30 protein-coding genes and 1 tRNA gene are annotated in these 26,918 nt (G+C 29.7%); 16 read left to right on the forward strand and 15 right to left on the reverse strand.

All coding sequences use genetic code 11. The features are described 5' to 3' along the window. The first annotated feature begins 14 nt into the window (after window positions 1–14). Complete coding sequence (locus UXY25_RS01240; RefSeq protein WP_320814177.1) at window positions 15–677, forward strand: thiamine diphosphokinase; 663 nt, start codon at window positions 15–17, stop codon at window positions 675–677. A 106-nt stretch (window positions 678–783) separates the two neighbouring features. Here UXY25_RS01240 and UXY25_RS01245 read toward each other — a convergent pair whose 3' ends face one another. Then, on the reverse strand, window positions 784–1,311 hold the full coding sequence (locus UXY25_RS01245) for a TlpA family protein disulfide reductase (RefSeq protein ID WP_320814178.1): 528 nt from the start codon (window positions 1,309–1,311) through the stop codon (window positions 784–786). A gap of 425 nt (window positions 1,312–1,736) precedes the next feature. Further along, a complete protein-coding gene (locus UXY25_RS01250) occupies window positions 1,737–2,372 on the reverse strand; it encodes a bacteriocin fulvocin C-related protein (protein ID WP_320814179.1) in 636 nt (211 codons plus the stop codon). 324 nt (window positions 2,373–2,696) lie between these two features. Here UXY25_RS01250 and uvrB point away from each other — a divergent pair, with 324 nt between their 5' ends. Then, on the forward strand, window positions 2,697–4,685 hold the full coding sequence (gene uvrB / locus UXY25_RS01255) for an excinuclease ABC subunit UvrB (protein ID WP_320814180.1): 1,989 nt from the start codon (window positions 2,697–2,699) through the stop codon (window positions 4,683–4,685). Between the two features lie 2 nt (window positions 4,686–4,687). Beyond that, complete coding sequence (locus UXY25_RS01260) at window positions 4,688–5,149, forward strand: DUF4375 domain-containing protein (RefSeq protein WP_320814181.1); 462 nt, start codon at window positions 4,688–4,690, stop codon at window positions 5,147–5,149. 54 nt (window positions 5,150–5,203) lie between these two features. Here UXY25_RS01260 and UXY25_RS01265 read toward each other — a convergent pair whose 3' ends face one another. The 3 genes from UXY25_RS01265 to UXY25_RS01275 are packed head-to-tail and all read right to left on the reverse strand — an operon-like array spanning window position 5,204 to window position 6,109. Next, window positions 5,204–5,485, reverse strand: coding sequence for a hypothetical protein (locus tag UXY25_RS01265; protein WP_320814182.1), 282 nt, complete (start codon window positions 5,483–5,485; stop codon window positions 5,204–5,206). After that, window positions 5,478–5,702 carry a hypothetical protein gene (locus tag UXY25_RS01270; protein WP_320814183.1) on the reverse strand — a complete coding sequence of 75 codons (225 nt, stop codon included), beginning with the start codon at window positions 5,700–5,702 and terminating at the stop codon, window positions 5,478–5,480. The genes UXY25_RS01265 and UXY25_RS01270 overlap by 8 nt, the downstream gene beginning before the upstream one ends. 5 nt (window positions 5,703–5,707) lie before the next feature. Continuing rightward, on the reverse strand, window positions 5,708–6,109 hold the full coding sequence (locus tag UXY25_RS01275; RefSeq protein WP_320814184.1) for a TerB family tellurite resistance protein: 402 nt from the start codon (window positions 6,107–6,109) through the stop codon (window positions 5,708–5,710). A gap of 76 nt (window positions 6,110–6,185) precedes the next feature. Between UXY25_RS01275 and UXY25_RS01280 the strand changes: the two genes are divergently transcribed. The 6 genes from UXY25_RS01280 to UXY25_RS01305 are packed head-to-tail and all read left to right on the forward strand — an operon-like array spanning window position 6,186 to window position 11,340. Then, a complete protein-coding gene (locus tag UXY25_RS01280) occupies window positions 6,186–6,629 on the forward strand; it encodes a DUF1456 family protein (protein ID WP_320814185.1) in 444 nt (147 codons plus the stop codon). Window positions 6,630–6,674: 45 nt separating this feature from the next. Then, window positions 6,675–8,603, forward strand: a complete 1,929-nt coding sequence (locus UXY25_RS01285; RefSeq protein ID WP_320814186.1) for a BatA and WFA domain-containing protein — start codon at window positions 6,675–6,677, stop codon at window positions 8,601–8,603. Next, window positions 8,600–9,853, forward strand: coding sequence for a dihydroorotase (locus tag UXY25_RS01290; RefSeq protein ID WP_320814187.1), 1,254 nt, complete (start codon window positions 8,600–8,602; stop codon window positions 9,851–9,853). The genes UXY25_RS01285 and UXY25_RS01290 overlap by 4 nt, the downstream gene beginning before the upstream one ends. 2 nt (window positions 9,854–9,855) lie before the next feature. Then, the gene (locus UXY25_RS01295; protein WP_320814188.1) at window positions 9,856–10,182 is read left to right on the forward strand and encodes a hypothetical protein; all 327 of its coding nucleotides are present in this window, start codon (window positions 9,856–9,858) and stop codon (window positions 10,180–10,182) included. Beyond that, the gene (locus tag UXY25_RS01300; RefSeq protein ID WP_320814189.1) at window positions 10,183–10,689 is read left to right on the forward strand and encodes a hypothetical protein; all 507 of its coding nucleotides are present in this window, start codon (window positions 10,183–10,185) and stop codon (window positions 10,687–10,689) included. It abuts the gene before it with no gap. Between the two features lie 6 nt (window positions 10,690–10,695). Further along, window positions 10,696–11,340 (forward strand): alpha/beta hydrolase, encoded by a 645-nt coding sequence (locus tag UXY25_RS01305; RefSeq protein WP_320814190.1) that lies wholly within the window; start codon window positions 10,696–10,698, stop codon window positions 11,338–11,340. A 53-nt stretch (window positions 11,341–11,393) separates the two neighbouring features. Here UXY25_RS01305 and UXY25_RS01310 read toward each other — a convergent pair whose 3' ends face one another. Beyond that, entirely contained in the window at window positions 11,394–11,963 is a 570-nt protein-coding gene (locus tag UXY25_RS01310) for a fasciclin domain-containing protein (protein WP_320814191.1), read from the reverse strand. Between the two features lie 142 nt (window positions 11,964–12,105). Here UXY25_RS01310 and tpx point away from each other — a divergent pair, with 142 nt between their 5' ends. The 6 genes from tpx to ribB are packed head-to-tail and all read left to right on the forward strand — an operon-like array spanning window position 12,106 to window position 18,705. Then, window positions 12,106–12,603 (forward strand): thiol peroxidase, encoded by a 498-nt coding sequence (gene tpx / locus UXY25_RS01315; RefSeq protein ID WP_320814192.1) that lies wholly within the window; start codon window positions 12,106–12,108, stop codon window positions 12,601–12,603. A gap of 3 nt (window positions 12,604–12,606) precedes the next feature. After that, entirely contained in the window at window positions 12,607–12,981 is a 375-nt protein-coding gene (locus tag UXY25_RS01320) for a diacylglycerol kinase family protein (protein ID WP_320814193.1), read from the forward strand. Between the two features lie 32 nt (window positions 12,982–13,013). After that, window positions 13,014–15,476 carry a DNA translocase FtsK gene (locus UXY25_RS01325; protein ID WP_320814194.1) on the forward strand — a complete coding sequence of 821 codons (2,463 nt, stop codon included), beginning with the start codon at window positions 13,014–13,016 and terminating at the stop codon, window positions 15,474–15,476. Window positions 15,477–15,481: 5 nt separating this feature from the next. Continuing rightward, window positions 15,482–16,126, forward strand: coding sequence for an outer membrane lipoprotein carrier protein LolA (locus UXY25_RS01330; RefSeq protein ID WP_320814195.1), 645 nt, complete (start codon window positions 15,482–15,484; stop codon window positions 16,124–16,126). Window positions 16,127–16,165: 39 nt separating this feature from the next. After that, the gene (locus UXY25_RS01335; RefSeq protein ID WP_414601355.1) at window positions 16,166–17,566 is read left to right on the forward strand and encodes an LptF/LptG family permease; all 1,401 of its coding nucleotides are present in this window, start codon (window positions 16,166–16,168) and stop codon (window positions 17,564–17,566) included. A 5-nt stretch (window positions 17,567–17,571) separates the two neighbouring features. Continuing rightward, a complete protein-coding gene (gene ribB, locus UXY25_RS01340) occupies window positions 17,572–18,705 on the forward strand; it encodes a 3,4-dihydroxy-2-butanone-4-phosphate synthase (RefSeq protein ID WP_320814197.1) in 1,134 nt (377 codons plus the stop codon). A 5-nt stretch (window positions 18,706–18,710) separates the two neighbouring features. On the opposite strand, the gene UXY25_RS01345 is transcribed toward ribB, so the two are convergent. Beyond that, a complete protein-coding gene (locus UXY25_RS01345) occupies window positions 18,711–19,463 on the reverse strand; it encodes a sulfite exporter TauE/SafE family protein (RefSeq protein WP_320814198.1) in 753 nt (250 codons plus the stop codon). 204 nt (window positions 19,464–19,667) lie between these two features. Here UXY25_RS01345 and UXY25_RS01350 point away from each other — a divergent pair. Then, window positions 19,668–19,752 (forward strand) — tRNA-Ser (locus UXY25_RS01350). Between the two features lie 193 nt (window positions 19,753–19,945). On the opposite strand, the gene UXY25_RS01355 is transcribed toward UXY25_RS01350, so the two are convergent. The 8 genes from UXY25_RS01355 to UXY25_RS01390 all read right to left on the reverse strand — a co-directional run bounded on the left by UXY25_RS01355 (window position 19,946) and on the right by UXY25_RS01390 (window position 26,813). Further along, entirely contained in the window at window positions 19,946–20,266 is a 321-nt protein-coding gene (locus UXY25_RS01355; RefSeq protein WP_320814199.1) for a hypothetical protein, read from the reverse strand. 305 nt (window positions 20,267–20,571) lie between these two features. Next, window positions 20,572–21,219: a hypothetical protein gene (locus UXY25_RS01360; protein WP_320814200.1), complete on the reverse strand. Its 648-nt coding sequence runs from the start codon at window positions 21,217–21,219 to the stop codon at window positions 20,572–20,574. A 53-nt stretch (window positions 21,220–21,272) separates the two neighbouring features. Further along, window positions 21,273–21,458: a general stress protein CsbD gene (locus UXY25_RS01365; RefSeq protein WP_320814201.1), complete on the reverse strand. Its 186-nt coding sequence runs from the start codon at window positions 21,456–21,458 to the stop codon at window positions 21,273–21,275. A 568-nt stretch (window positions 21,459–22,026) separates the two neighbouring features. Then, window positions 22,027–22,248 carry a hypothetical protein gene (locus UXY25_RS01370; RefSeq protein ID WP_320814202.1) on the reverse strand — a complete coding sequence of 74 codons (222 nt, stop codon included), beginning with the start codon at window positions 22,246–22,248 and terminating at the stop codon, window positions 22,027–22,029. A gap of 26 nt (window positions 22,249–22,274) precedes the next feature. Further along, entirely contained in the window at window positions 22,275–22,430 is a 156-nt protein-coding gene (locus tag UXY25_RS01375; RefSeq protein ID WP_320814203.1) for a lmo0937 family membrane protein, read from the reverse strand. A 215-nt stretch (window positions 22,431–22,645) separates the two neighbouring features. Next, window positions 22,646–23,077 carry a response regulator gene (locus UXY25_RS01380; protein ID WP_320814204.1) on the reverse strand — a complete coding sequence of 144 codons (432 nt, stop codon included), beginning with the start codon at window positions 23,075–23,077 and terminating at the stop codon, window positions 22,646–22,648. Continuing rightward, a complete protein-coding gene (locus tag UXY25_RS01385) occupies window positions 23,070–26,237 on the reverse strand; it encodes a PAS domain S-box protein (RefSeq protein WP_320814205.1) in 3,168 nt (1,055 codons plus the stop codon). The genes UXY25_RS01380 and UXY25_RS01385 overlap by 8 nt, the downstream gene beginning before the upstream one ends. A gap of 3 nt (window positions 26,238–26,240) precedes the next feature. Beyond that, the gene (locus tag UXY25_RS01390) at window positions 26,241–26,813 is read right to left on the reverse strand and encodes an AraC family transcriptional regulator (protein WP_320814220.1); all 573 of its coding nucleotides are present in this window, start codon (window positions 26,811–26,813) and stop codon (window positions 26,241–26,243) included. Window positions 26,814–26,918 lie beyond the last annotated feature (105 nt).

The raw sequence follows: 26,918 nt of genomic DNA on the forward strand, positions 1-26,918 counted from the left end.
TACAAAAAACACAAATGTCTTCACACCACATTGTCCGAGATGACCAAGAACCTGCATTGATAATAGCTAATGGAGCTGCTTGTAACGAAGAGTTATTAGGGCAACTTTTAGAATGGTCTCCACTTGTAATCGTTTTAGATTCAGCTGTTGAACGTGTTTTAGAGCTGGGAATAAAAGTAGATGTTCTTTTAGGTGATTTTGACAGAGGTTTTGATGCTGAATATTATAAAGAAAGTCAATATCCAATTGAAATAGTTCACACCCCAAATCAAGATAAAACCGATTTAGAAAAAGCTTTCGATTACCTTATTGAAGAAGGACATAAAGCTGCAAACGTTATATGGGCAACCGGTAAACGAGCAGATCATACATTAACAAATATTACAAACATTGTTCGTTATAGAAAAAATCTAAAAATTGTAATATTAGACGACCATTCAAAAATATTTTTATTGCCTACAAAATTTGAAAAATGGTATACTAAAGATAGTGTTATATCATTAGTTCCTATAGGAGAAGTAAATGGAGTAACATCTAAAAACTTATTTTATCCACTAAAAAATGACACATTAACTATTGGCTACAAAACCAGCAGCAGTAACCATGTATCTGAAGATGGAATAGTTACAGTTGAACACACTAAAGGAGACTTATTATTAATGGAATGTTGGGATTAACGTGTTGCCGCTTGTGTGGTTGGGGATTAAAATTTGATATTTTTCAATTAAATACAAATTTTTCAAATACTAATTCAGCCCATAATCTCTATTACTACATAGAGTTTTAATTGATTATTTGTTCTTCAATAAGATTGCTAAGATTATTAAAAAAAACAATTTTATTAAAACTTGGATATCCATTATAGATAATTTTATTATTCTTAATAATTAAAACTGTTGGATACCCATTAACATCAATTCTTTCTGCTTCATCTTTAGATTTTAAAAATAAATTATTAAAACAATAATTTTTATTTAGAATATATTTTAATGATTTATTTCCCTCATTTTTATTTAATTTAACATTAACAGTATAAAACTCAATTTTTTTATTATCTGAATACTTTTTACATAATCTACTAAAATCTGGAAACTTTTCTATGCAAGCACTACAACTAGTAGTCCAAAAATCAAAAATATATATTTTGTTTTTTTCAAGCTCAATCAGTTTATTCTCTTTGTCATATAAGTTTATATTAAATTCTTCAACATGTTGTTTTTTGAAATTATTATAATAAAAAATATTTTCATGTATCAATATTACAGATAAAATTGAATAAATATTAATCATTAAAAAAACTAATAATTTCAAAAATATACTTTTTTTAAAATAAAATTTATTTGAAATAAAAATTGTAATTGGAGTTATAAATATAAAAAAATACACAATTGAAGAAAATTCAATTAAAAAAGACAAAATTAGTAAGAAGATAGAATATGAGAAGAACATAAAATATTTATTTATTTTTATTTTATATTTTAAATAAATATTTATGAAGATAAAAACAATAGCTTGAAAAGATGTAAAATAAAATAAGTATTCTGAGTTAATTAAACCTATAGAAAGTTGTATTGTAAGCAATATTAATAGAAAGAATATATATTTCATAGTTGTAATGTTATTTGACTGTCCAAAATAATTGGACAGTCAATTAAGTAATAATAGATATTATATTTTTATGATTTCACTATATAAAAATTCAATTATAAAGCGCTTATTTGGTTAACCCTTTTTATTTAATCACAAATACCTGTACAAGTTTCCATAAGCAAAAAACCACATCCTTTTTTACCATCATCTTCGCAATTAGATTTACAATCTAATGAACCACAAGCAAACATTCCACCCCATTTACAATTGCAAGTTGGAAGATCACCATCTTCACCTCCAATACCACCTCCATCAACTTTTGAAAAAATATTATAGTTATGGTTAGAATTATAGTACTCAAATGAACACAGAGTTATACCAATAAATTCATCATTCCAATTAAACTCTTTTCTTCCTTTTTCAATAAGTTCTTTAAAAAAAACCACTTCATCCTTTGTTAAGTTCTTTTCAAAATTATAATTCTCAATAAACTTTAATAAATCATTAAAAACAATTGATTGACTTGGATATTTTTTTATCAGGATATTTACCTTGTTTAACCAAATTTCTTTCCTGTTTTTTGAATCTATCAAACGAAATATTGCTCTTTGCTCCTCTCCATGATAATTTGATATTTCTTCAAGTGCTATATTTGAAAAATCACTTCTATTTTCTTTAACCCAATTGTTTATTCTAGAATCGTCACTGTAAACTGTTTTATCATCATTTGAGCAAGACGATAAAACTACTAATAAAAATAACATTAAAAATTTTGTTTTCATAATAATAAAGTTTAGAATTTATTGCCTACTATTATTTTTTGGGTATTTGTTCGGCTAATTTTCCCCTTTACAAGAATATTCAATTATTAGTGCACTAACCATTTCTTATATACTTATTATAAAACATAATTTTAGTAAGTAATAATCTGAGAATGTTTTGAAGTATCCTTATATTTTTTTATAATCGCAAACGTATAAAAATCTTACAAACTTCGGTTACAGATAAAATGTACATTTTGTTAAAGATTTTATAGTCTCAAATACATAAAAATTCTTCTCGTGTTTTTCGTAACTTTGCCGCTTTAAACTTTGTAACACATTTAAATGAAATTCCAAGTAGTATCAGATTACAAGCCTACAGGCGATCAACCCCAAGCGATTGAAAAATTAGCGAAAGGAATTGTCGATGGTGACCAATTTCAAACTTTATTAGGTGTTACAGGTTCTGGAAAGACATTTACTGTTGCAAATGTGATTCAAGAAGTACAAAAACCAACTTTAGTTTTAGCACATAATAAAACACTTGCAGCTCAACTATATTCAGAATTTAAACAGTTTTTTCCAAATAACGCAGTTGAATACTTTGTATCATACTACGATTATTACCAACCCGAAGCATTTATTCCGGTTACAGGAACCTATATTGAAAAAGATTTATCTATCAATGAAGAGTTAGAAAAAATGCGTTTAAGCACCACTTCTTCTCTTCTTTCAGGACGTAGAGATATTTTGGTGGTGGCATCTGTTTCTTGTTTGTACGGTATTGGAAATCCTGTTGAATTTCAAAAAAATGTGGTTACGGTTGAAAAAGACCAACAAATTTCGCGTACTCAATTATTACATCGTTTGGTTCAAAGTTTATACGCTAGAACCGAAGTAGAATTTACTCCTGGAACTTTTAGAATTAAAGGCGATACAGTAGAGATTTTCCCAAGTTATGCAGATGATCCATTCAGAGTGCATTTCTTTGGAGATGAAATTGAAGAAATTGAATCTTTTGATGCTCGAGATTCAAAAGTCATTGAGAAATACGAAACATTGAATATTTATCCTGCGAATATGTTTGTTACTTCGCCCGATGTGTTGCAAAATGCCATTTGGCAAATTCAGCAAGATATGGTAAAACAAGTGGAATATTTTAGGGAAATTGGAAAACATTTAGAAGCCAAACGACTTGAAGAACGAACTAATTTCGATTTAGAAATGATTCGCGAATTGGGTTATTGTTCTGGAATTGAAAATTACTCGCGCTACCTTGACGGAAGAGAACCTGGAACAAGACCTTTCTGTTTATTGGATTATTTTCCAGATGATTTTTTAATGGTCGTCGATGAAAGTCACGTTACGATTTCGCAAGTGCATGCTATGTACGGAGGCGACAGAAGTCGTAAAGAAAATTTAGTTGAATATGGTTTTAGATTACCCGCTGCAATGGATAATCGTCCGTTGAAGTTTGAAGAATTTGAAAGCCTGCAAAACCAAGTCATTTATGTTTCGGCAACACCAGCAGATTATGAATTGGAAAAAAGCGAAGGAATTTACGTAGAACAAGTCATTCGCCCTACAGGTTTATTAGATCCTATTATCGAAGTTCGCCCAAGTGAAAATCAAATTGACGATTTAATCGAAGAAATTCACCAACGCTGTGAAAAAGACGAACGTGTTTTAGTTACCACTTTAACCAAACGTATGGCGGAAGAATTGACCAAATATTTTACCAAAGTTGCTATTCGTTGTCGTTACATTCATTCAGATGTTGATACTCTAGAACGTGTTGAAATCATGCAAGATTTACGAAAAGGTGTTTTCGATGTTTTGATTGGTGTCAACTTACTTCGTGAAGGTTTAGACTTACCCGAAGTTTCATTAGTCGCTATTTTAGATGCAGACAAAGAAGGTTTCCTTCGAAGTCATCGTTCGTTGACACAAACTGTTGGTCGTGCGGCGCGTAACGTAAACGGAAGAGCAATTATGTATGCGGATAAAATTACTAAAAGCATGCAAAAAACAATGGACGAAACTACGTATCGTAGAGAAAAACAAACCGCTTACAATACCAAACACGGATTAGAACCTAAAGCCTTGAATAAAAGTTTGGGGAACGCTTTAAGCGGAAATTCTGTTTCTACTCAATATTACGATAATTTAGAATATAAAGCGGCGGAACCAGAAAGTCAATATTTAACCAAACCAGAAATAGAAAAGAAAATTCGCGAGAAACGTAAAGCAATGGAAAAAGCAGCAAAGGAACTTGACTTTATGCAAGCAGCGAGATTAAGAGATGAAATAAAAGCATTACAAGAAAAAATATAAATATGAAAAACATAAACGAAATACTGGCGCTTACTGACGAAATCGAAATTATTGAAGCCGTTGGAACTATTATTTGGAGTAAAAAACAAGAATCTGACAAATTAACTGAAGGTGAAACAAACTTTATACTTATTGATATTTTTGAAGGCGCAATAAACGAAGGTGGATTTCTTCATTTTTTCAACAATGAATTAGGCGATTATGCTAGAGAAGTATTAGAAGCGTATAAGAAAATTGGTGCTCCAAAAACGGCAAACATCATTGCAAAAGCAATTGGTTCTTTTGGAATTAATAATTTTTCTGATGAATTTGAAAAAAGAAAAGCAGCAATTTTAAAATTAGATGAATTAGTTCTTTCTGGTTGGGAAGATTTAGAAGAAATTTTCTTTGAAGACGAACAAGAAGAAGATGTTGTAGCGTTAATTGTAGAATATATTAGAAATAATAAAGAGCAGTTTTCATAACATAAATTTTACCACAGATTGCAAGTAATAAAAAAACTGTGGTAAAGTTTATAATTATTTTTTTAGCTTTTTTTCTTCTCGACGTTCTTTATCTATTCTATTTTTTCTTTCTTTTTTTTCTGATTTATAATTTTTATACATTAAAAAAGAAAAAAACAATATCATAAAGCTTAATGCTATATAACCTGTTCCATTAATTCTATTAGAAACAATTCCGCTTGATTTAGTGAATAAGGTTCCAAAACTTGAACTAGAGTTTATTTTAAAAAAAACACCTATTAATAAAATAAATAGTCCAATGTAAAGTGAAAGTTTGAATAAAGTTTTATTAATCATTTTCTTTCTTGTTGAAATCTCCAATCTTAAAAAACATATTTAATACTCCCAAAAGCAAACCCGTTAAAACAGCAGTTACAAAAGATTTAAGTACCAATTTTAACAGTAGCTCAGTATTTGAGTAATCAATATTAAACAAACCTTCTGCTAAGTTCCCAACAAAAAGACCAACAGAAACAAATAAAAACGTCACTTTAAAATAGAATAGTTTACTCATTATTTTTAATTATGCTGTTCGCTAAATACCGAAAGTAACATGTCACCATCTACCATCTGATTTGGAGAGTTATTCATTAATTGCAAAACACGTTTCATGGCATAAGGGTTCAATCCCATATTAATACCTATTTCGTTAATCTTAACTTTTTCTCTTTCATGTAAAACACCATCAGAATGCATCAATAAAGCCAAACGATAAAACTGACAAATTCTATTGAATTCATCTTTAATAACTACTTTTTCAACCTTTTTATCAAATAGCTTTCTAAGTGTTCCCTTATCTACTTCAAGTTCATGAGCAACCATCTCAATAAAATCATATTCTCTGTCGTGCAATTCTCCATCTACTAATGCAAAACCAATCATTTCTTGTAATAAGCCAATTTTTTCCTGATAACTGTCCATATAAATGCTATTCTTTTTTGTAAAAATAATAAATCTGAATTTAATTGAATATCTTTGAAGCATATTTATTAGACAAATGACAAATAACGATATTTTCAAGAAATTAAGAGTTGCTTTACAATTAAGAGACGACCAAATTGTAGAGATTTTAGAATTAGTAGATTTTAGAATTTCTAAAGGAGAATTAGGTAACGTTTTTAGAAAAGACGATCACAAAGACTATATGGAATGTGGTGACCAATTGTTACGTAATTTCTTGAACGGTTTAGTTATTCACTTAAGAGGAACGAAGGAAAATCCTAAAAACCCAAGTGAAGTTATTAAAAGTCATAAACCCAAAGAAGTATCATCAGATTTTAAAGCAAAAAAGCCTGAGTTTAAGTCGGATAAAAAAGCACCAACTTCTGGAGATAAAAAACCGTTTGAAAAGAAGAAAAACTTTAAAAATGCACCTAAGAAAATTCAGGTTGTAGAAAAAGTGAAGTTTAAAAATGGTAAACCAAACCAAAAAGACAGCTAGTTTATAATAAATTCAAATTTCGTATTTTTGAAAAAATTAAAATAAATGCAATTTAAACATCCAGAAATTTTATACTTCCTTTTTCTGTTGGTGATTCCAATTTTAGTGCATTTATTTCAATTCCGTCGTTTTAAAAAAGAGTACTTTACCAATGTAAAGTTGCTTAAAGAAATCCAAATTCAAACCCGTAAAAGTAAAAGCATCAAAAAATGGTTGCTGCTGGCTACGCGTTTGTTATTATTAGCGGCATTAATTATTGCCTTTGCACAACCTTTTTTCACTGCAAAAGATGCTCAAAACAAAGAAAATGAATTGATTATACTATTAGACAATTCGTTTTCAATGCAAGCAAAAGGCGAAAAAGGAGAACTTTTAAAAAGAAGTGTTCAAGAACTTTTAGAAAGTTTTCCAGAAAATCAAACCTTTTCTTTACTTACAAATACTGAAGTTTTTTGGGATACCGATATAAAATCGATTCAAAAAGAATTACAACAATTGGACTACGCTCCTATATCATTTGAATTGGACGCACTATTGAATCAAGTAGAATTAAAGAAACCAAACGTTTCAAAAGATTACATCATTATTTCAGATGGAATTTCGGTTACTTCTGATAAAATCAAAACTATTTCTGAAACAAACGAAGTCTATTGGTTGCAACCAAAAGCAGAGAAATCAGTTAATATAAGTATTGAAAAAGCAACAATTACTGAAGTTTCCGATGTTTTTTACAAATTAGAAGTTACATTAAGTGCATTTGGAACAATTGAAAATGAAATCCCGCTGACTTTGTACAATAACGACAAAGCAATTGCCAAAACACAAGTCACGTTTGATAAAAACGAACAAAAAATAAAGTTATCTATTCCTAAAAAGGAAATGGCTGGACGAATTGTAATTCAAGACAACAGTCTTCCTTTTGACAATGAGTTTTTCTTTACCATTCAATCGCCCGAAAAAACAAATGTTGCTATTATTGGCGAGGTGTCTAAAAACAAATTCTTGCACCGTATTTACACAAATGATGATTTTGTAACGTACGAAACAACATTAGAGCAATTGGACTTTAACCGTTTAAAAGACCAACAAACAATTGTTTTAAACGAAGTAATCGAAATTTCGCAAGCCTTACAAACCAACTTGGTTTCGTTCTATGAAAAAGGCGGAAACTTAATCGTTATTCCTTCGGCTGAAAGTAATTTGGAAAACTTAAATGGATTATCGAAAAAAATTGGAAACGTAACTTTTTCAAATCCATCAAAAACAGAAAAACAGATTACTAAAATCAGTTTTAATCATCCTGTTTACAAGAATGTTTTTGAAAAAAATGTAACTAATTTTCAATATCCGAAAGTAAATTCGAACTTTATAATTTCTAAAAATAGTTCACCTATATTACAATTTGAAGATGCTTCTATCTTCTTAAGTTCAATAACTAATAAATTAGGAAAAACATACTTTTTTGCTTCGGCAATAAATAAAACCAATAGTAATTTCCAAAATTCTCCTTTAATTGTACCAACGTTTTTCAATATGGCAATTGGGAACGATACAAAAGATAAATTGGCTTTTACCATAAGTGAAAATGAAACAAAAATTATTGAGGCTAATTTGAAAAAAGATGAAGTGGTTTCTATTTCAAATGAAAACAACAGTTTTATTCCAATGCAACAACTATTAAGCAATAAAGTGAAACTTACTTTTGGTGATTATCCTGAACAAGCCGGAAATTATAACGTTAAGCAAAAAGACAAATTGATAACTTCGTTGAGTTTTAATTTTCCAAGAAACGAAAGCAATGTAACTTTGCAAAGCACACTAAATAATGATAATTTTGCCAAAATAAATTCAGTCGATGAAGTTTTGAATGACTTACACACAAAACGAACAGATACTGCTTTATGGAAATGGTTTATTATAGCAACACTACTACTTTTATTGATTGAACTACTAATCCAAAAATTTGTAAAATGACAAATATTGTTTTAAAAAACGCCACAATTATTGACCCAAAAAGTGATTTTCACAAGCAAACAGTCGATATTAAAATTCAAGATGGAAAAATCATTGAAATAGGAAAAAACCTTGCTTCAAATGCTGATTTCATAGAAATTGTGGAAGACAATCTTCATGTTTCACAAGGTTGGATGGACAGTTCGGTATCTTTTGGAGAACCAGGTTTTGAAGACAGAGAAACAATTGCAAATGGATTAAAAGTAGCAGCAAAAAGCGGATTTACAGCAGTAGCTTTACAACCCAATAGTTTCCCGGTTTTAGACAATCAGTCGCAAATACGATTTGTATTAGATAGGGCAAAAAACCAAGCCACAACTTTGTATCCTATTGGCGCATTAACTGCTGGTAGCGAAGGAAATGACTTGGCAGAATTATTTGATATGAAAAATGCGGGCGCAATTGCTTTTGGAGATTATAACAAAGCTATTCAAAGTGCGAATATTCAAAAAATAGCCTTACAATATGTTCAAGATTTTGATGGATTAGTCATTAGTTATTGCATGGACAATTCAATTAAAGGAAAAGGAATCGTTCATGAAGGTCCGGTTTCAACAAAATTAGGCTTAAAAGGAATTCCAACATTAGCCGAAGAATTACATATTGCTAGAAACTTATTTCTTTTAGAATATACAGATGGAAAAATGCACATTCCAACCATTTCAACTATAAAATCGATTGAATTAATCAAGGAAGCGAAAGCAAAAGGCATACAAGTTACATGTAGTGTTGCCGTTCATCAATTAACCTTAACCGATGACAAATTAGAAGGTTTTGATTCTCGTTATAAAGTAGCGCCCCCATTACGCGATGAAGCCACTAGAAATGCCTTGATCAATGCCGTAATTGATGGAACAATAGATTGTATTACATCTGACCATAATCCGTTAGACATTGAACATAAAAAGTTAGAATTTGATTTAGCAAAAGATGGAACAATAGGTTTAGAAAGTGCTTTTGGTGCTTTGCAAACCGTTCTTCCACTGGAGGTTGTAATTGAAAAGTTAACTGCTGCAAAATTATTTTTTGGAATAGAAGAAAATGAAATAAATATTGGTGCAACGGCTAATTTAAGTTTGTTCAACACAAATAGCAATTGGACTTTCACAAAAGAAAACATTATATCAAAATCTAAAAATTCGGCATTCTTAGGGCAAACCATGAAAGGAAAAGCATTAGGAATATATAATAACAATATTTTAATTTTATAAGCATGCAAAACAATATTGAAAAAGGAAAAACGACAGCGATAGTTAGCTATTTTACAATTATTGGAAGTATAGTAGCTGTTTTTATGAATCAAGAAGAAAACAGAAGTGAATTTGCAAGTTTTCACATTCGTCAATCCTTAGGAATTTTTTTAACTTGGGCGTTATTTGGTTATTTCGTTGGAAATTTTGATAGTTGGATTATGTCTACAGCTTTATATGTTATGATATTCTTACTTTGGATATACGGTTTTTTAGGAGCTTTAACAGGTGAAAAAAGAATAGTTCCAATAGTTGGCGAATTATACCAAAAAGCTTTTAAGAATATGTAAATGGATTTTACAAGAAGAATCATCATTAAAGATTATTTACAATTAAAACAAAAAGGCTTTCTTTTTGTTTTTTTCTTAATTTCTACTTCTTTATTCATTATATTTTCAATTAATTTATACAATAGAGAAAAGGATGAAGAAAGTATTTTCTTCGTAATCATAATTTCATTAATTATTTCAATTTCATTAATTACAGTAGCCTTTTTGAAAGTTGGTTTTCTTGTTGATAAGAATAGAAAACTTTATAAAGGTCTGTTTTTTAATGAAAGAGTATTAATCATTTTTAAACTAAAAGAAAATACTAATATTTTTTCAATTTCAGAATTTAAAAGAACTCAGTATAATTCTAATTATAGTCAGGGAAATAAAGATGTTAATTTTGAATATTCACTTTATAAATTTACTTTAAATGGTAAGAAACTGATTTTGTTAGATTCTAAAAAAGATAAAGACGAGTTAAAAATATTTTTAGAATTAAATACTAAACTCCAACAAGAAAAAAATTAAATACAAATGAACTTAACATACTTAGTAAGAGAACCAAAAATAAAACAAGAGAAAAATCCTTTATTACTATTACTTCACGGTTATGGGAGTAACGAAGAAGATTTATTTTCTTTCGCAAGCGAATTACCCGATGAATATTATGTAGCATCAGTAAGAGCTCCATATGATTTAAAACCATATGGTCATGCTTGGTACGATATTCATTTTGATGCAGATGAAAATAAGTTTTCAGACGACGCACAAGCTATTGAATCAAGAGATTTAATCATTCAATTTATTGATGAATTAATTGTTAAATATCCTATTGATGCTGCACAAGTAAGTTTAATTGGCTTCAGTCAAGGTGCTATTTTAAGTTATGCCACTGCCCTATCGTATCCTGAAAGAATCTCAAGAGTTGTTGCATTAAGTGGTTATTTAAATGAAAAAATTATTGCTGAAAATTTTAAATCTAAAGACCTTAGTAATTTAAAGTTATTCATTTCTCATGGAACTGTTGATCAAGTGATTCCAGTAGATTGGGCAAGAAAAGCACAACCTTTTTTACAAAATTTAGGCTTAGAGGTTATGTATAAAGAATATCCAATTGGTCATGGAGTTGCTCCTCAGAATTTTTATGATTTTAAAAATTGGTTAGAAAGTACTAAATAAAAAAATCTCCATTTTTCAATGGAGATTTTCAAACTAAACAAACTAAACACCAATTATGACTTTGGTAAAACAACAGTATCCACTACATGAATAACTCCGTTTTTCTGGTTAACATCAGTAATTGTTATCATTGAACTATTACCGTTTTCATCTGTTATATATAAGTTTTTTCCTTTCATCCAAGCAGTAAGAGTTCCACCACTTACGGTTGTCATCATTGCTTTTCCATTTCCTTTTTTAATAGCCATTAAAATGTCGCTTTTATTCATTTTTCCTGCAACAACATGGTAGGTTAAAATGGTTTGTAAAAGCTTTAAATTTTCTGGTTTTAATAATGTTTCAACTGTACCGGCTGGTAATTTATCAAACGCTGCATTTGTTGGGGCAAAAACGGTGAATGGTCCTTCTGACATTAATACGTCAACTAATCCTGCTGCTTTAACAGCTGCTACAAGAGTAGTATGATCTTTTGAATTTACTGCATTTTCAACTATATTCTTACTTGGGTACATAGGTGCTCCACCTACTTCTACAGTTTTTTCCATGTTTTGAGCTGTAGCGATGATTCCGAAAAATAAAGAAAAAGCTAAAAATGAAGCGGTTAAAAATTTGTTTGATTTCATAATATTATTTTTAAGTTATATTGTCATTTACGAGATACCTTTTCTTTTGGTTTTAAAAAATTAAAAAAATATTTATATCAACTATATATTAAGGTCTTTCAATTTATATTTATTACTTTTGAAATTCAAAACACTATTTATTATGGCAAATATCACATTAGGAGGAAATCCAATACATACATCAGGAGAATTACCAACAGTTGGTTCTAAATCTCCTAATTTTTCTTTAGTTCAAAATGACTTATCTACTACTTCACTATCTGATTTTTCAGGTAGTAAATTAGTTTTAAATATTTTTCCAAGTATTGATACTGGTACTTGTGCAACTTCTGTGAGAACCTTTAATCAGAAAGCAAGTGCATTAGAAAACACTAAAGTTTTATGTATTTCACGTGATTTACCTTTTGCTCAAAAACGTTTTTGTGGTGCTGAAGGATTAGAAAATGTTGTTAATCTTTCTGATTTTAATACAGGTAAATTTGGTAAAGATTTTGGCTTAGAAATTACAGACGGACCTTTAGCAGGTTTACACTCTAGAGTAGTAATTGTTTTAGATGAAAACGGAATTGTAAAACACGCTGAACAAGTAGGTGAAATTGCAGATGAACCAAATTATGAAGCTGCTTTAAAAGCTTTATAGATTATGAAATTTGAAAAAGACGAACGTTTTTTATCTGGAAGGATGAAAAGCATGAAATATGCTGTAATTGGAGCTTATAAATTAGTAAATACTGAACACAGTGTGATTTCTCAAATATCAGTTGGAGTAATTATAACAATTGCAGGATTTTATTTTGAAATAACAAAAACAGAATGGTTGTTTCAAACTCTTGCTATTGGTTTAGTTTTAAGCGTTGAAGGATTAAATACAGCTGTTGAAAAGATAGCTGATTTTATTCATCCTGAATACCATGAAAGAATAGGTTTTATAAAAGACATAGCAGCTGGAGCAGTTTTCTTCGCAGCAATGACAGCAATAATTATAGCCGCAATAATTTATATTCCTTATTTATCCTAAAATCCCTATTTTTGTAAAATAGCGCCTATTACATGACCAAAAAAAGTAAAAAAGAATCTCAGAATAGCGACACAACAACTAAAGTTAATCGTTTGCCAAAAAAACTAACAAGACAACAAAAATTCAGTATAGGAATTTTATTGTCTCTTATTGCTTTGGCTCTACTTTTGTCATTCATTTCATATTTTTTAACAGGACATAATGACCAAAGTCAAGTACTTGAAGTTTTCAACAGAGATCGAAAGGTTGACAACTGGTTAGGAAAAATTGGTGCTTATTTATCAGAGTTATTTATTTATAAAGGTTTTGGTGTAGGCTCATTTTTATTTGTTCGTATTTTATTTTTAGCAGGTGTCTATTTAATTTTAGATCTTTCATTATCTAAACTAAAGAAAACTCTTTTTTGGGATTTATACTTAATCATTATAATTTCAATTGGATTTGGATTTTTTTGGGACTATTTACCAGAATTAGCTGGAACAATAGGTTTTGAAATGAATTTATTTATTCAGGACTATATTGGAAAGACAGGAACTGCCTTAATTCTTATTTTTGGAGTTATAATTTTTCTAATTTTCAAAATAAAAATTTCTCCAGATAAAATTAAAGAGGCTTTTGAAAGACCTAGTAAAGAATTAAAAGAAGAAATTGACCAAAAAGACATACTACAAGATGTAAGTTTTGAAGACAATTCATCTCCTTCATCAGATATAAATAATGACGATGACGATTTCATCATTAGAGAAGATGAAGAAGCTATTTCAAAAATTGAAATGAAGCCACCCGCTTCATTTGAAATAAACAAAGAAGATTTAAAACCTACGATTGCTCACTCTTCTGAATTAAGCTTAGAACCAAAAATTAAAGAAGAAGAAATAACAGAACCAGAAGTTAATTCAAGTGATGATCTTGTAATTGAGAAAATTGAAGAAGAAGAATCATTAACTGAGAACATTTCTGATCGATTAGTTCAGGATTTTGGAGAGTTTGATCCAACTTTAGAGCTTTCTAATTACAAATTTCCACCTATTGAATTATTGAAAGATTACTCTAAAGGTGGCATTACCATAAATCAAGAAGAGTTAGAAGATAATAAAAACCGAATTGTAAGTACTTTAAAAAACTACAACATTGGTATCTCACAAATTAAAGCAACTGTTGGACCAACAGTAACTTTATATGAAATTGTACCCGATGCTGGAATTCGTATATCAAAAATTAAAAACCTTGAAGACGATATTGCATTATCCCTTGCAGCATTAGGAATTCGTATCATTGCGCCAATTCCAGGAAAAGGAACAATAGGTATTGAAGTTCCAAACAGTAATCCTACTATGGTTTCTATGAAGAGTGTAATTTCTTCACCTAAATTCCAACAAGCAGAAATGGAACTACCTATTGCTATTGGAAAAACCATTTCAAATGAGACATTTGTAGTCGATTTAGCTAAAATGCCTCACCTTTTAATGGCTGGAGCAACTGGGCAAGGAAAATCAGTAGGGTTAAATGCTATATTAGCTTCTCTTTTATACAAAAAACATCCAGCAGAAGTGAAGTTTGTTTTGGTTGATCCAAAGAAAGTAGAGCTTACTCTTTTTAATAAAATTGAACGTCATTATTTAGCTAAATTACCAGATAATGAAGAGGCAATTATTACAGATAACACTAAAGTAATTAATACTTTAAACTCATTATGTATTGAAATGGACAACCGTTATTCTTTATTAAAAGATGCGATGGTTAGAAACATAAAGGAATACAATGAAAAGTTTAAAACAAGAAAACTAAATCCAGAAAACGGACACCGCTACTTACCTTATATTGTTCTTGTAGTTGATGAATTTGCCGATTTAATTATGACAGCCGGTAAAGAAGTGGAAACACCTATTGCGCGTTTAGCTCAATTAGCTCGTGCTATTGGTATTCATTTAATTATTGCAACACAAAGACCATCTGTAAATGTAATTACAGGTATGATCAAAGCGAATTTCCCAGCTAGAATTGCTTTTAGAGTAATGTCTAAAATAGATTCAAGAACCATATTAGATGCAGGTGGAGCTGATCAATTAATTGGTCGTGGTGATATGTTGTATACTAATGGAAACGATATGGTTCGTGTACAATGTGCTTTCATTGATACACCTGAAGTTGAAAAGGTTTGTGATTTCATTGGTGGACAAAAAGCATATCCAGATGCTTATCTTTTACCTGAGTATGTTGGTGAGGAAAGTGGCACGACTCTTGATATTAATATTTCAGAAAGAGATGCTCTATTTAGAGACGCTGCAGAAGTCATTGTAACAGCTCAACAAGGAAGTGCTTCTTTAATTCAAAGAAAATTAAAATTAGGTTACAACAGAGCTGGTCGTATTATAGACCAATTAGAAGCTGCCGGAATTGTAGGTGGGTTTGAAGGAAGTAAAGCTCGTTCAGTATTAGTACCTGATTTAGTTGCTCTTGAACAATTTTTAAATAACGAACAAAATAATAATTAAACGAAATGAATAATTTTTTCAAAGTATTTTTTCTGTTAGCAATCAGTTTTTCAGCACAAGCACAAAACTCAGCTAAGGCAAAAAGCCTATTAGATGATGTTTCTGCTCAAATAAAAACATACGATAATATTGTAATAGATTTTAAATATTCTTTAAACAACCCTAAAGAAAACATTAACCAAGAAAGTAAAGGGAATGTTGCTCTTAAAGGAAATTTATACAATTTAAATTTCATGGGAGTTACAAAAATATTTGACGGTAAAAAAGTATATACGATTGTACCCGAAGATGAAGAAATAACAATTTCTAAATTTGATGACAGTGATGATAATGCTGTAACACCTTCTAAGATGTTAACTTTTTTTACATCTGGATATAAATATTCATGGGATATTTTACAAAATGTAAAAGGAAGAAAAATACAATATGTAAAATTAATCCCTATCAGCTCAAAAGATCAAAGAAAAGAAATCCTTATTGGTATAGATGTTCAAACTAAAAACATCTACAATCTAATTGAAACAGGAAAAAATGGAACTAAAACAACATTAACTGTTAATTCTTTTAAAACAAATCAACCTTTGTCAAAAAATCATTTTACCTTTACACAATCAAAGTATCCTAATTACTACATCAACAGATTAGATTAAAAGGTGAAAATTTTAGATAAGTACATTTTAAAATCTTACATGATTACATTTACTACGGTATTTGTAATCCTTTTTTTTATATTCATATTACAAGGAATTTGGCTTTTTATTTCTGATTTAGCTGGAAAAGACTTAGACTTTTTTACAATCATAAAATTTCTTTCATTTTATGCACCTACAATTGTTCCACTCGTTCTGCCTCTTTCGGTATTACTAGCAGGGATTATGACTTTTGGAAGTTTTTCTGAAAACTATGAATTTGCCGCAATGAAGTCAGCTGGAATCTCATTGAACAGGGCTATGCGCATGCTTTCTTTCGGAATTATAGCCTTAAGTTTAATAACTTTTGTTTTTGCTAATAATGTAATTCCAGATGCACAATATCGTTTTTTAAACTTAAGAAAAAACATTATTCAACAAAAACCTGCAATGGCTATTGCTGAAGGGCAATTTAATACGATTGGAAATATTAGTATTAAAGTTGATAAAAAATCTGGTGATCAAGGAGAGTTACTTGAAGGGGTAATTATGCATGTAAAAAATACTAATTATGGATTTGGTGCTAACACAGTTATTAAAGCTAAAAAAGGTGTTTTAGGAAGTTCTGAAGGTACTAATTTACTTCAGCTTACATTGCTTGATGGAAACTATTATGAAAACATACAACCAAGTGATTTTAATGACCGTAAAAAGCAACCCTTTGCAAAAAGTAGTTTTAAAAAATATATTATCAATATTGATTTATCAATAATCAATAAAGTTGAAAATGAAGAAAACTACACAACCGAAAAAATGCTTAATATTAGTGAATTAAAATTCACTGTAGACTCATTACAAAGCTATTATAATAAGGAAGTAATTTCTTTTTCAGAAAATATTGTAAATAGAAATGATAATGTTTTCACCTCTAAAAAAATTCAAAACATAAATATTGAAAACAAAGAAGTTATTGATATTTTAAAAGTAATGTCAAATCAAGAGGCAAAAAAAATATTAGAATTAGCAAAAAACAACACTATAAGTACAGAATTTAGTATTAGTAATGGTAAAACAGACTTAGAGTACAAAAAGAAAAATATAAATTCACATTGGATTGTTATACATGAAAAATTCATAATGGCATACTCTTGTTTACTTATGTTTTTCATTGGTGCTCCACTAGGAGCCATTATTAGAAAAGGAGGTTTAGGGTTACCAATGGTTCTCGCAATTGTAATTTTTATACTATACCATTTCTTAAATCTTTTTGGAAGAAAGCTTGCAGAAGAAGACGCGCTGCCAGTTTTTGTTGGTGTTTGGCTATCTTCAATTGTTTTTACACCCTTAGCAATTTTATTTACATATAGAGCAACTAATGACATAGGAATAATGATTAATTTTGACTGGTTAACAGAACCTTTCAAAAAATTGATTTTAAAATTTAATAAACAAAATAACTAACTACAATGTCTAACAACATACAACTCAACACTATTGAAGAAGCGATCGAAGATATTCGTCAAGGAAAAGTGATTATAGTCGTTGATGATGAAGATAGAGAAAATGAAGGTGATTTCTTAGCTGCTGCTGAAATGGCAACACCTGAAATGATTAATTTCATGGCAACACATGGAAGAGGTCTTATTTGTACACCACTAACCGAATCACGTTGTAAAGAACTTGATTTGCATACAATGGTTAGAAACAATACAGACCATATGGAAACTGCTTTTACTGTTTCTGTTGACTTAAGAGGAAATGGTGTAACAACAGGTATTTCTGCAGCAGATAGAGCTAAAACCGTTTTGTCATTAGTTGATCCAGACACAAAGCCTTTTGACTTAGCTCGTCCTGGGCACATATTTCCGCTTATCGCTAAACAAGGTGGCGTTTTAAGAAGAACTGGACACACAGAAGCTGCAATTGATTTCGCTCGTTTAGCAGGTTTTAAATCAGCTGGAGTTATCGTTGAAATCATGAATGAAGACGGAACTATGGCTCGTTTACCAGAACTCGTTAAAGTCGCAAAAAAATTCGATTTAAAATTAGTTTCAATTGAAGACCTAGTTGCTTACAGAATGCAACATGATAGTTTAATTCAAAAAAAGGAAGATTTTGAAATTGAAACACGATTTGGTACTTTCCGTTTAAGAGCATACTTACAAACTACAAATAAACAAGTTCATTTAGCACTTACAAAAGGAACTTGGAGTAATGGGGATAGTGTTTTAACAAGAATTAATTCAACTCAAGTAAATAATGATATTTTAGGAACATTAACCAACAATGCTGATAAAAAACTTGACGGTATGTTCAAAAAAATAAATGAAGAAGGGCAAGGTGCTGTAATATTCATCAATCAAGAAGTGAAATCATTACAATTACTTTCTAGGTTAACAGAATTAAAAACACTTCAAGAAAAAGGAATTATAAAAGCTCCAAGTATTAAAATGGACAATAAGGATTTTGGTATTGGCGCTCAAATTTTGCATGATATTGATATCTCTAAAATTAAATTACTTTCAAATCAAACTGAGCATACAAAACGTGTAGGAATGATTGGATACGGACTAGAAATTGTTGATTATGTAAATTACTAAATCAATTAAAAAAACCATAATTTTATTGCTAAAGACGATACAGTAATTATTAAGAATAACTTAATTATTTTATCGTCTTTTTTTACAGACCACCTACTCGCTACCCAAGCACCAGAAGCATTTCCAACAGTTAAAATTAAAGCTAATGGATAATTAATTTTATTTTCATAGGCAAAAACAATAACTGCTCCAACTGTGTACATGCAAACAACAAAAACCTTTGTAACATTTGATTTCAAAAGAGTTAGTCCATTGACGTAAGGCAAAATCAATAACATTAAAAAACCAATTCCCGCATTAATAAATCCTCCATAAATTCCTAAAAAAAAGAAAACTACAATTGAAATACGTAATGTTTTACCTGTAGTTTTTTCAGTTAGAGTAGCTAAATTTACTTTTGGTTTAAAAATAATTATAGTCAAAACCATAAGCATTATTAATGCTAAAATTTTATTAAATAATTCACCATTAATATCAATTGCTAATTTAGCACCTATAAATGACCCTATAAAGGCTGATATTCCAAGATATAAACTAAATGGATACATTGTCTCTCCTTTACTTTTAAATCCTTTTACGGCTGTAAATGTTTGAACTAAAATTGCTATTCTATTTGTTCCATTTGCAACTGAAGCTGGTAGGCCTAAAAATATTAGCACTGGTAAAGTTAATAAAGTACCCCCACCTGCAATAGTATTTAAAAATCCAGCAATAAAACCAACAGGAATAAGTAAAAGGTATTCTAAAGGAAAATCCATTTTTTAAATAATTATATGCATACAAAGGTATTTAAATCTATAAAATAAAAATATTTTTAAAATAGAAAATAGAGTTGTACCTGAAATTCAAATTGTTATAAAGTTTAATTAAAAAAAGTGCTGTTTTTTTGTTCTTTTTATTTTGTAAATAAAAAAATCGTTCTATATTTGCACTCGCAATACGGAAGTATTGTGATATTTACTGGAGAAATGGCAGAGCGGTCGAATGCGGCAGTCTTGAAAACTGTTGACTGTAACAGGTCCGGGGGTTCGAATCCCTCTTTCTCCGCAGAGCACGGCTCAAACAAAAAAACCCTTTAAATCTTAAGATTTAAAGGGTTTTCTTATTAACATAGTAATACTTATTATTACTCTATGCTAGAGTATTATACCTAAACAAAACTTCCAAATCATTTAATACTTTAGCTCACTTGGAGAAATATTATGCCATTGATTTTTAAAATAATAAATTGTCAATAGTTTTATAATAACAAGATAAGTAAAAGAACAATAATAATAATTGCACCTACAGATAAATAGACACCATTACCTGTACTTTTTAAAGAAGCTTTAATTGCTCGAACCTCTTTACGAAGCTCTTTTTTTTCCGGAGAAGTTAATGTTGATTTGTCAATTGTTTTAATTTCATCTAAGCGTGCAAGTTGAACCTTAACTTCAGCAGGAATTTCTTTTGGATCATTTGCAACCAAATTTGAATAATTTTCTGTAGCTCCTAACATAGTATTAGGCACTAAACTAGTTGAGACTATCAACATCAATAAATAAATTTTTGCTTTTTTCATCTTTATGGTAGTAACTACTTTAGTGTAATCATTACAATCATAAAATTACGCATAGAAATCAAAAAAAGTGTTACATAATTTTATTAAATAATTACACAAATCACACTAAAAAATTAATTATTATGACCTTACAAATACTTTAGAACACATCACAGACAAGAGTTATAGACAAAGTACAGAATATTAAAGGTAATAAAATTAAGCTACGAGAAGTAAGATAATGAGCTATTAACAATCGAAGGGTTTTAACATTACACAGGGTTGAAAAGTAATCAATTGAACCTTTAACTTAATTGTTTAACTTTTTACATTTCTTCTGACTTTGCACCCAATCTGTGTAGCGTAAACATTGTCGCAAATTTTAATTTTAAATTAGCAATTTTAACATTATCATTAGAAGAAAGACCTTCTTTTTCAACGGTGTTTTTTCTAATGTCTAATGCTTCATATAATATTTTTATTCCGTCCCAATCTTCACGAGAATAATTATCCTTATTAAAACTTACAGTACTTACAAATTGTTCATAAACACCTAGTATATTGTTTTTGCTTACCCAATCAAAATTTAAGTCATCACCTATTTTATCTTCTCCAAACAATGTGCTTCTCATCTGTTGTTTTGCACTTGCATCTTCTGTCGCATTCATTTCTGCTAAATACTTAGCTTTTAATAGTTCAAACTTAGCTTTACTGCTAACTATTTTACCTTGTGCTTCTTCTTTTTCTTTTAAATTTTCTAAAGCAAAATCGGCTTCAGTAACCTTCATTTGATAAGTGTAATCTATTTCATCCCAATTTAATTTAGCATCATCAGCAGCAACATTTCCAACTGAATCAACATAAATCACATAAGTTTCTATTGATTTCTCTGCCATTTTTTCTTCAACATTTTTACATGATGTAAATCCTACAGCAACTATGACAATCCCTAAAATTAAATTTATTTGCTTCATCTTGTTTGACTTTTTTTTAAAGATTTATTGTCGCCTTTTTTTTAAAATACAGCTTATAGGTTTTTTATTATTTCTTCTACTTCTTCTTTGGTCTTGTTAAGTACTATTTGAAGTTTTGCTACCATCACATCCCTCTTTCCTTTTTCAAACAATAAATCAGAATCTGTTAATGCAGCGAATTTTAATTTAAGCTTATTTTTTTGAATACTCCATGTATCGTTATTTCCAGTTTTGTTCATGTTGTAGAGATTATGTGATTTCACTATACAAAGGTTGTTTTATAAGACTTGGAAACTGTTGTATAACTATATAAATAAGTTACATCATTCACACATCATTAAATGAAACACATCCGTTTTGCATTTGAAGAAGAATAATGATGTTGTACTATTTCAAGAAAAAATATTGAAAAAAGAAATTGCATGTTTAATAAGTAATTTTGAACTTATTAAACATGCAATATTGATATTTTTTTTTGAATAAATCAACCAAATCAAATGACTGTCTAAGAAAAATAAACAGAGCCGAAAAGACATAGTTATGCTTCGTCCTTTGTTGTACGTACTAGACTGATTCCAGAAATGAAGAATAAAAGACTTAGCAAGCCGTATGTAGCAAGCAATTTAATGTTATCTACACCAAGAGATCCATTAACAAATAATATAGCACTATAAATTAGACCGATAATTCCAAGTACAGTAAGAATAGCTCCAAAAATTCTTTTAAGATTCATAATTATATTTTTTTATTGTTTTGTAAATTTAATACTTGTCAACGATTAATTGAACAAAGTTTTTAATACTAAAATTAACTGCGATTTTTTTTATTGGAAATCATTACAAAAACACCTCCAACCAATAGAATTGCCCCAACAATTGGTGACCATTGTACTGGATGACTCTTTTTCACATTCAATTGAATTGGTCCTAAGTCAACTACTTCTTCTGTAGTTATATAATTAAAACCTGTGTACAAAATCATTATTATTCCTATTACAACAAGTAAAATCCCTAAAGTTTTAGTATTCATAATCTCGGTAATTAAAATGAGTTATTTTATAATATTTTTTTTCCTGAAATAATTCTTAACAAGATTACAATAACAGCAATAACAAGTAAGATATGAATAAGTCCTCCGGCACTATAGCCTACAAATCCTATCAACCAACCGATAACTAAAACAACTGCGATTAAATAAAGTAAATTTCCCATAATTAAACGTTTTACTTGTGAAGTAATTTCCACTTAACAAATATCATTATCTTTAAGTAGAATAGCATTACACAATTAAGATGAAAAGTTATAATATTCACACTTTAATATTTATTGGTTTGTTTTAATATAAAAAAGTGCGATGTACATCTATAGATGAGCATTGCACTTTTCTCTTCATGTAAAAAGATTAAATAGCTTTTAACAAATGTCTATTACATTCGATCCATATACCATTTCAATTGTTTTTCCATTTTATTAAAACGTAAAACTTCAGTAACAACTTTTTTTAGACGTATAAAAGCAGTTTCACTTTTTACAATATAGTCAGCAGCTTTATGATGCATACATTCAACGGCTACTGCAATTTTATCTTGAGAAGAAAGCATAATGACTGGAATATTAGGATTAAAAGCTTTTATTTTATCTAATGTTTCCATACCATTCATAGCCTCTTTTTCTATCCCATCTAAATGATAGTCTAAAACAATTACATCTGGATTATTTGATAAATTTGCAATACAAAGTTCACCGGTAGAAAATGTTTCAATATCAAAATCTGCACTTTCCATAAAATCAATTTGCAATGATTTTAGGTAAAATGCGTCATCATCAACTAAAAAAAGTTTTATTTTATTATTATTCATCTTTTGCGTTTTTATAAGTATTAAGGTCTTCTAATAATTCTGAACAAGCCTGGTTGCAAATATTTTCAAGTTGAAGAACTAAATCTGAAAGTTCCTCTGTCTTTTCCATAGTGTTAGCAAATTCCTGAATTTTTTTTGCCATGTTTTCATAATCTGTATGAATTCCTACAATTGAAAAAGAGGGAATCATTTTGTGAACTGCTGCGTTTAATCCTTTCCAATCATTTTCTAATAAGCTTTGTTTCATAGCACTAATGAGTACTGGTGTTTGCTCTAGATAAAGAGAAATCATTTCCATCATTAATACCCTATTGGATTTAGTACGAGTGCTTAAATAGTGTAAATCCGTACACTTTATCTTAACACTCTCTTCAAGTACAGCTACATCTGGTTCTTCTACTATGCTAGCTTTTTTTATTAAGCTTAACATTTTACTGTACAATAAGCGCTCATCAACAGGTTTTGCAATGTAATCATTCATCCCAACTGCTTTGCATTTAGCTAAATCTACAGTGGTAACATCTGCTGTTAGGGCAATAATAGGAATATTACTATTCATACTGTTCCGTATGTAATCAGTTGCTTCAAAGCCATTCATTTCGGGCATCTGTAAGTCCATTAATATAAGATCGTACGATTTATCTTGCATTTTATCAATTGCCATTCTTCCGTTGTCAGCAATATCGCATTCAAATCCAAAATCATCCAATAATGTTCTCATTAAAAGCTGATTTAGTGGAATATCTTCCACAACCAAAATTTTTATTTCAGATACATCCTTATCGTAATCTTCCATTTCTATTTCCATTTCTACTTCAGCATTTGTTTTTAGAAAACTTAATTTAAAACTAAAAGTAGAACCTTCATCAATTTTACTTGTTACCTGTATACTTCCGCCTTGTGGTTCTATCAATTGTTTTACAATAGCAAGCCCTAAACCTGTTCCTCCGTATAAGCGTGAGGTTCCACTTGATGCTTGCTGAAAATTATCAAATATCGTTTCAATTTTTGAATCTGGAATTCCAATTCCGGTATCTGTAACTGAGAATTCGATGGTTACTTTGTTTTCATCTTCATCTACTAATTTAACATCTACTGTAATTTTTCCCTTTGATGTAAATTTAACGGCATTACTCACTAAATTTAAAATAACTTGATGCAAACGCACAGGATCACCTACCAATACATCCGGTATTTTCTCATCATATATTTTTACCAGTTTTAAATTCTTTTCTTGAATTTTTGGTTCAAATAAATGCAACATCGCAGAAATAGATGAAGACATTTTAAAAGGTGTTTGTTCAAACGCCATTTTTCCAGCATCTACTTTTGCTAAATCGAGTATGTCGTTAATAAGAACAATAAGTGCATCACCACTTACTTTTATGGCTCTTAAATATTCTTTTTGCTTTGCTGTTAAGTCTGTTTTTAAAACCACTTTTGTAAACCCAATGATTGCATTCATTGGAGTACGTATTTCATGACTCATGTTTGATAAAAACTGCTGTTTTGCTTTCACAGCATCTTCAGCAATTAATGTAGATTTTTCAGCTTTTATTTTTGCTTCTTCTGCAAGCATTGTTGCCATTTCTGCAAAAAGCATTGCTTCTGTAAGTTCTCTAGCAGCCTTTTTTTGTTCTGTAACGTCTCGAGCAACAATAACCACTCCTTCTACATTTCCTTTTTCATCTTTATAAGTAGATCCATTGAATAAAACATCGGTCAATTTTCCACTTTTGTGACGAAGTGTAAGTGGGAAATCGGTAACGGATCCTTTTGCAAATACTTCCTTATAAACGTCTCGCGCTTTTTTAGGCTCTGTAAAATAATCTAGAAAATCTGAATCTGTAAGTTCTTCCCTTGTTAATCCTGTTACATTTGCCAAAGCCTCATTCATGTCGGTTATTTTACCTTTAGAACTAACGGTAACCAAAGGATCTAGACTAGCTTCAATTAGACTCAAAGAATACAAAGAGTCTGATTTTATATCAATATTAGACGCTTCAAGTTCTTTATTAGCTAGTTCTTGTTTTACTTTCTGAATATTTTGAAAAGCAAGTTCTTCATTAGCAATAACTAATTCAGCGGCACGTTTTTCTTTTTCGGTATTTTGAAAAGCAAGTTCTTTATTAGCAATGACTAATTCAGCTTCTCGTTTTTCTATTACTTTATTTTGATACGCCAATTCTTTGTTGGCAATAACTAATTCCGCTGCACGTTTTTCTTTTTCTTCATTTTGAAATAAAAGCTCTATTTCAGATTCTTTGCGTGATGTAATATCTTGGGCAGCTCCCCAAAGACCATCCGTTTCATTATCTTTATTAAGCACCGTTTCTCCAAGCACCCAAAGCCAACCTTTACTTCCGTCTTTTCTTATAATTTCTAATTCCAATTCGTAAGGAATTCCTGTTTCAATGGTGTTTTTAATAGCTGTAGTTAAAACATTCCAACTAGCAGTACTAAATAGCTTTTCTTGTTCGTTATATGGTGGTGCAGGCAATAATGGGTCATACCCATAAATATTGAATAATTCTTCTGACCAAGATGCTTGATTGGTTTTAAGATCTAAATACCAACTTCCCAGTTGAGCAATTTTTCGAGCGTTTTTTAGTTCATGTTCTACTCTTCTCGCTTTTTCATTTGCAATAATTAACTCAGCTGCACGTTTTTCTTTCTCTTCGTTTTGAAATAAAAGTTCTTTGTTGGCAATGACTAATTCGGCAGCTCGTTTTTCAATTTCCTTATTTTGAGATGCTAGCTCCTCATTAGCATTTCTTAAATCTATTGCCCATTTTTGAAAGGTTACATCACGAGCTGCTGCAAAAACCCCAAGTACATTTCCATTATCATCTTTATAAACAGAGGCATTATAAAGTACATCGGTTAAATTTCCATTTTTATGTTTTATCGTTAACGGATAATCTGCTACAAAACCTTTTTCAAATACTTGAAGGTAGCCTTCTTGTGCTTTTTTAGGATCTGTAAAATAATTAGAAAAATTAGTATTAATTAACTCATCTCTCGAAACACCAGTAACTTTTATAGAGGCTTCGTTAACATCTGTAATCTTACCTTCTGCACTTATTGTAACTAATGGATCTAAACTGGCTTCAATTAAACTTCGTGTGTAATTAAATTCTTGGGCTAGTGTCTTTTTCATTTTCTAGTTTTCATTAGATTTAGATTGTTCTCTAAGTCCAATATCTTCTAATGGGCTACGCCTTTTTTCTTTTAATTTTTTAAAATGAGAAGGTGAAAGACCAGTAACTTTTTTAAATTGATTGGATAAATGTGCAACACTACTGTAGTTCATTTTCCATGCAATTTCAGTGATATTTAATTCACCATAAATAATTAACTCTTTGATTCTTTCAATTTTGTGCGAAATAATAAATTGTTCAATGGTGGATCCTTGAATTTCAGAAAACAAGTTTGCCATATAAGTGTAATCATAGTTTAATTTTTCACTTAAATAATTTGAAAAATTTGTTTTGATAACTTCATCTGAATGATGGACCATTTCAATGATAGTGTTTTTAATTTTCTCAATCAAAACAGCACGTTTATCATCCATTAATTCAAACCCAGATTTAAGCAACGCAATTTTTACATTATTCCGTTGTTCGTCAGAAATATTTTCCATTATTTCAACTTCACCTAAATCTACCAAAATAAAATGTAGACCAAGTTTTTTTAAATCTTCTTTCACCGCCATTTTACAGCGATTACTTACCATGTACTTAATATATAGTTTCAAATGGTTTCATTTTTTTTTAAAGATACAACTAAAGCATGATTAAAAGTTATAGTATTCTATGAAAAAACACAAGTTTAAATAGTA

Origin of the sequence: Flavobacterium sp. (genome assembly GCF_034111225.1) — a bacterium.
Lineage (GTDB): Bacteria > Bacteroidota > Bacteroidia > Flavobacteriales > Flavobacteriaceae > Flavobacterium.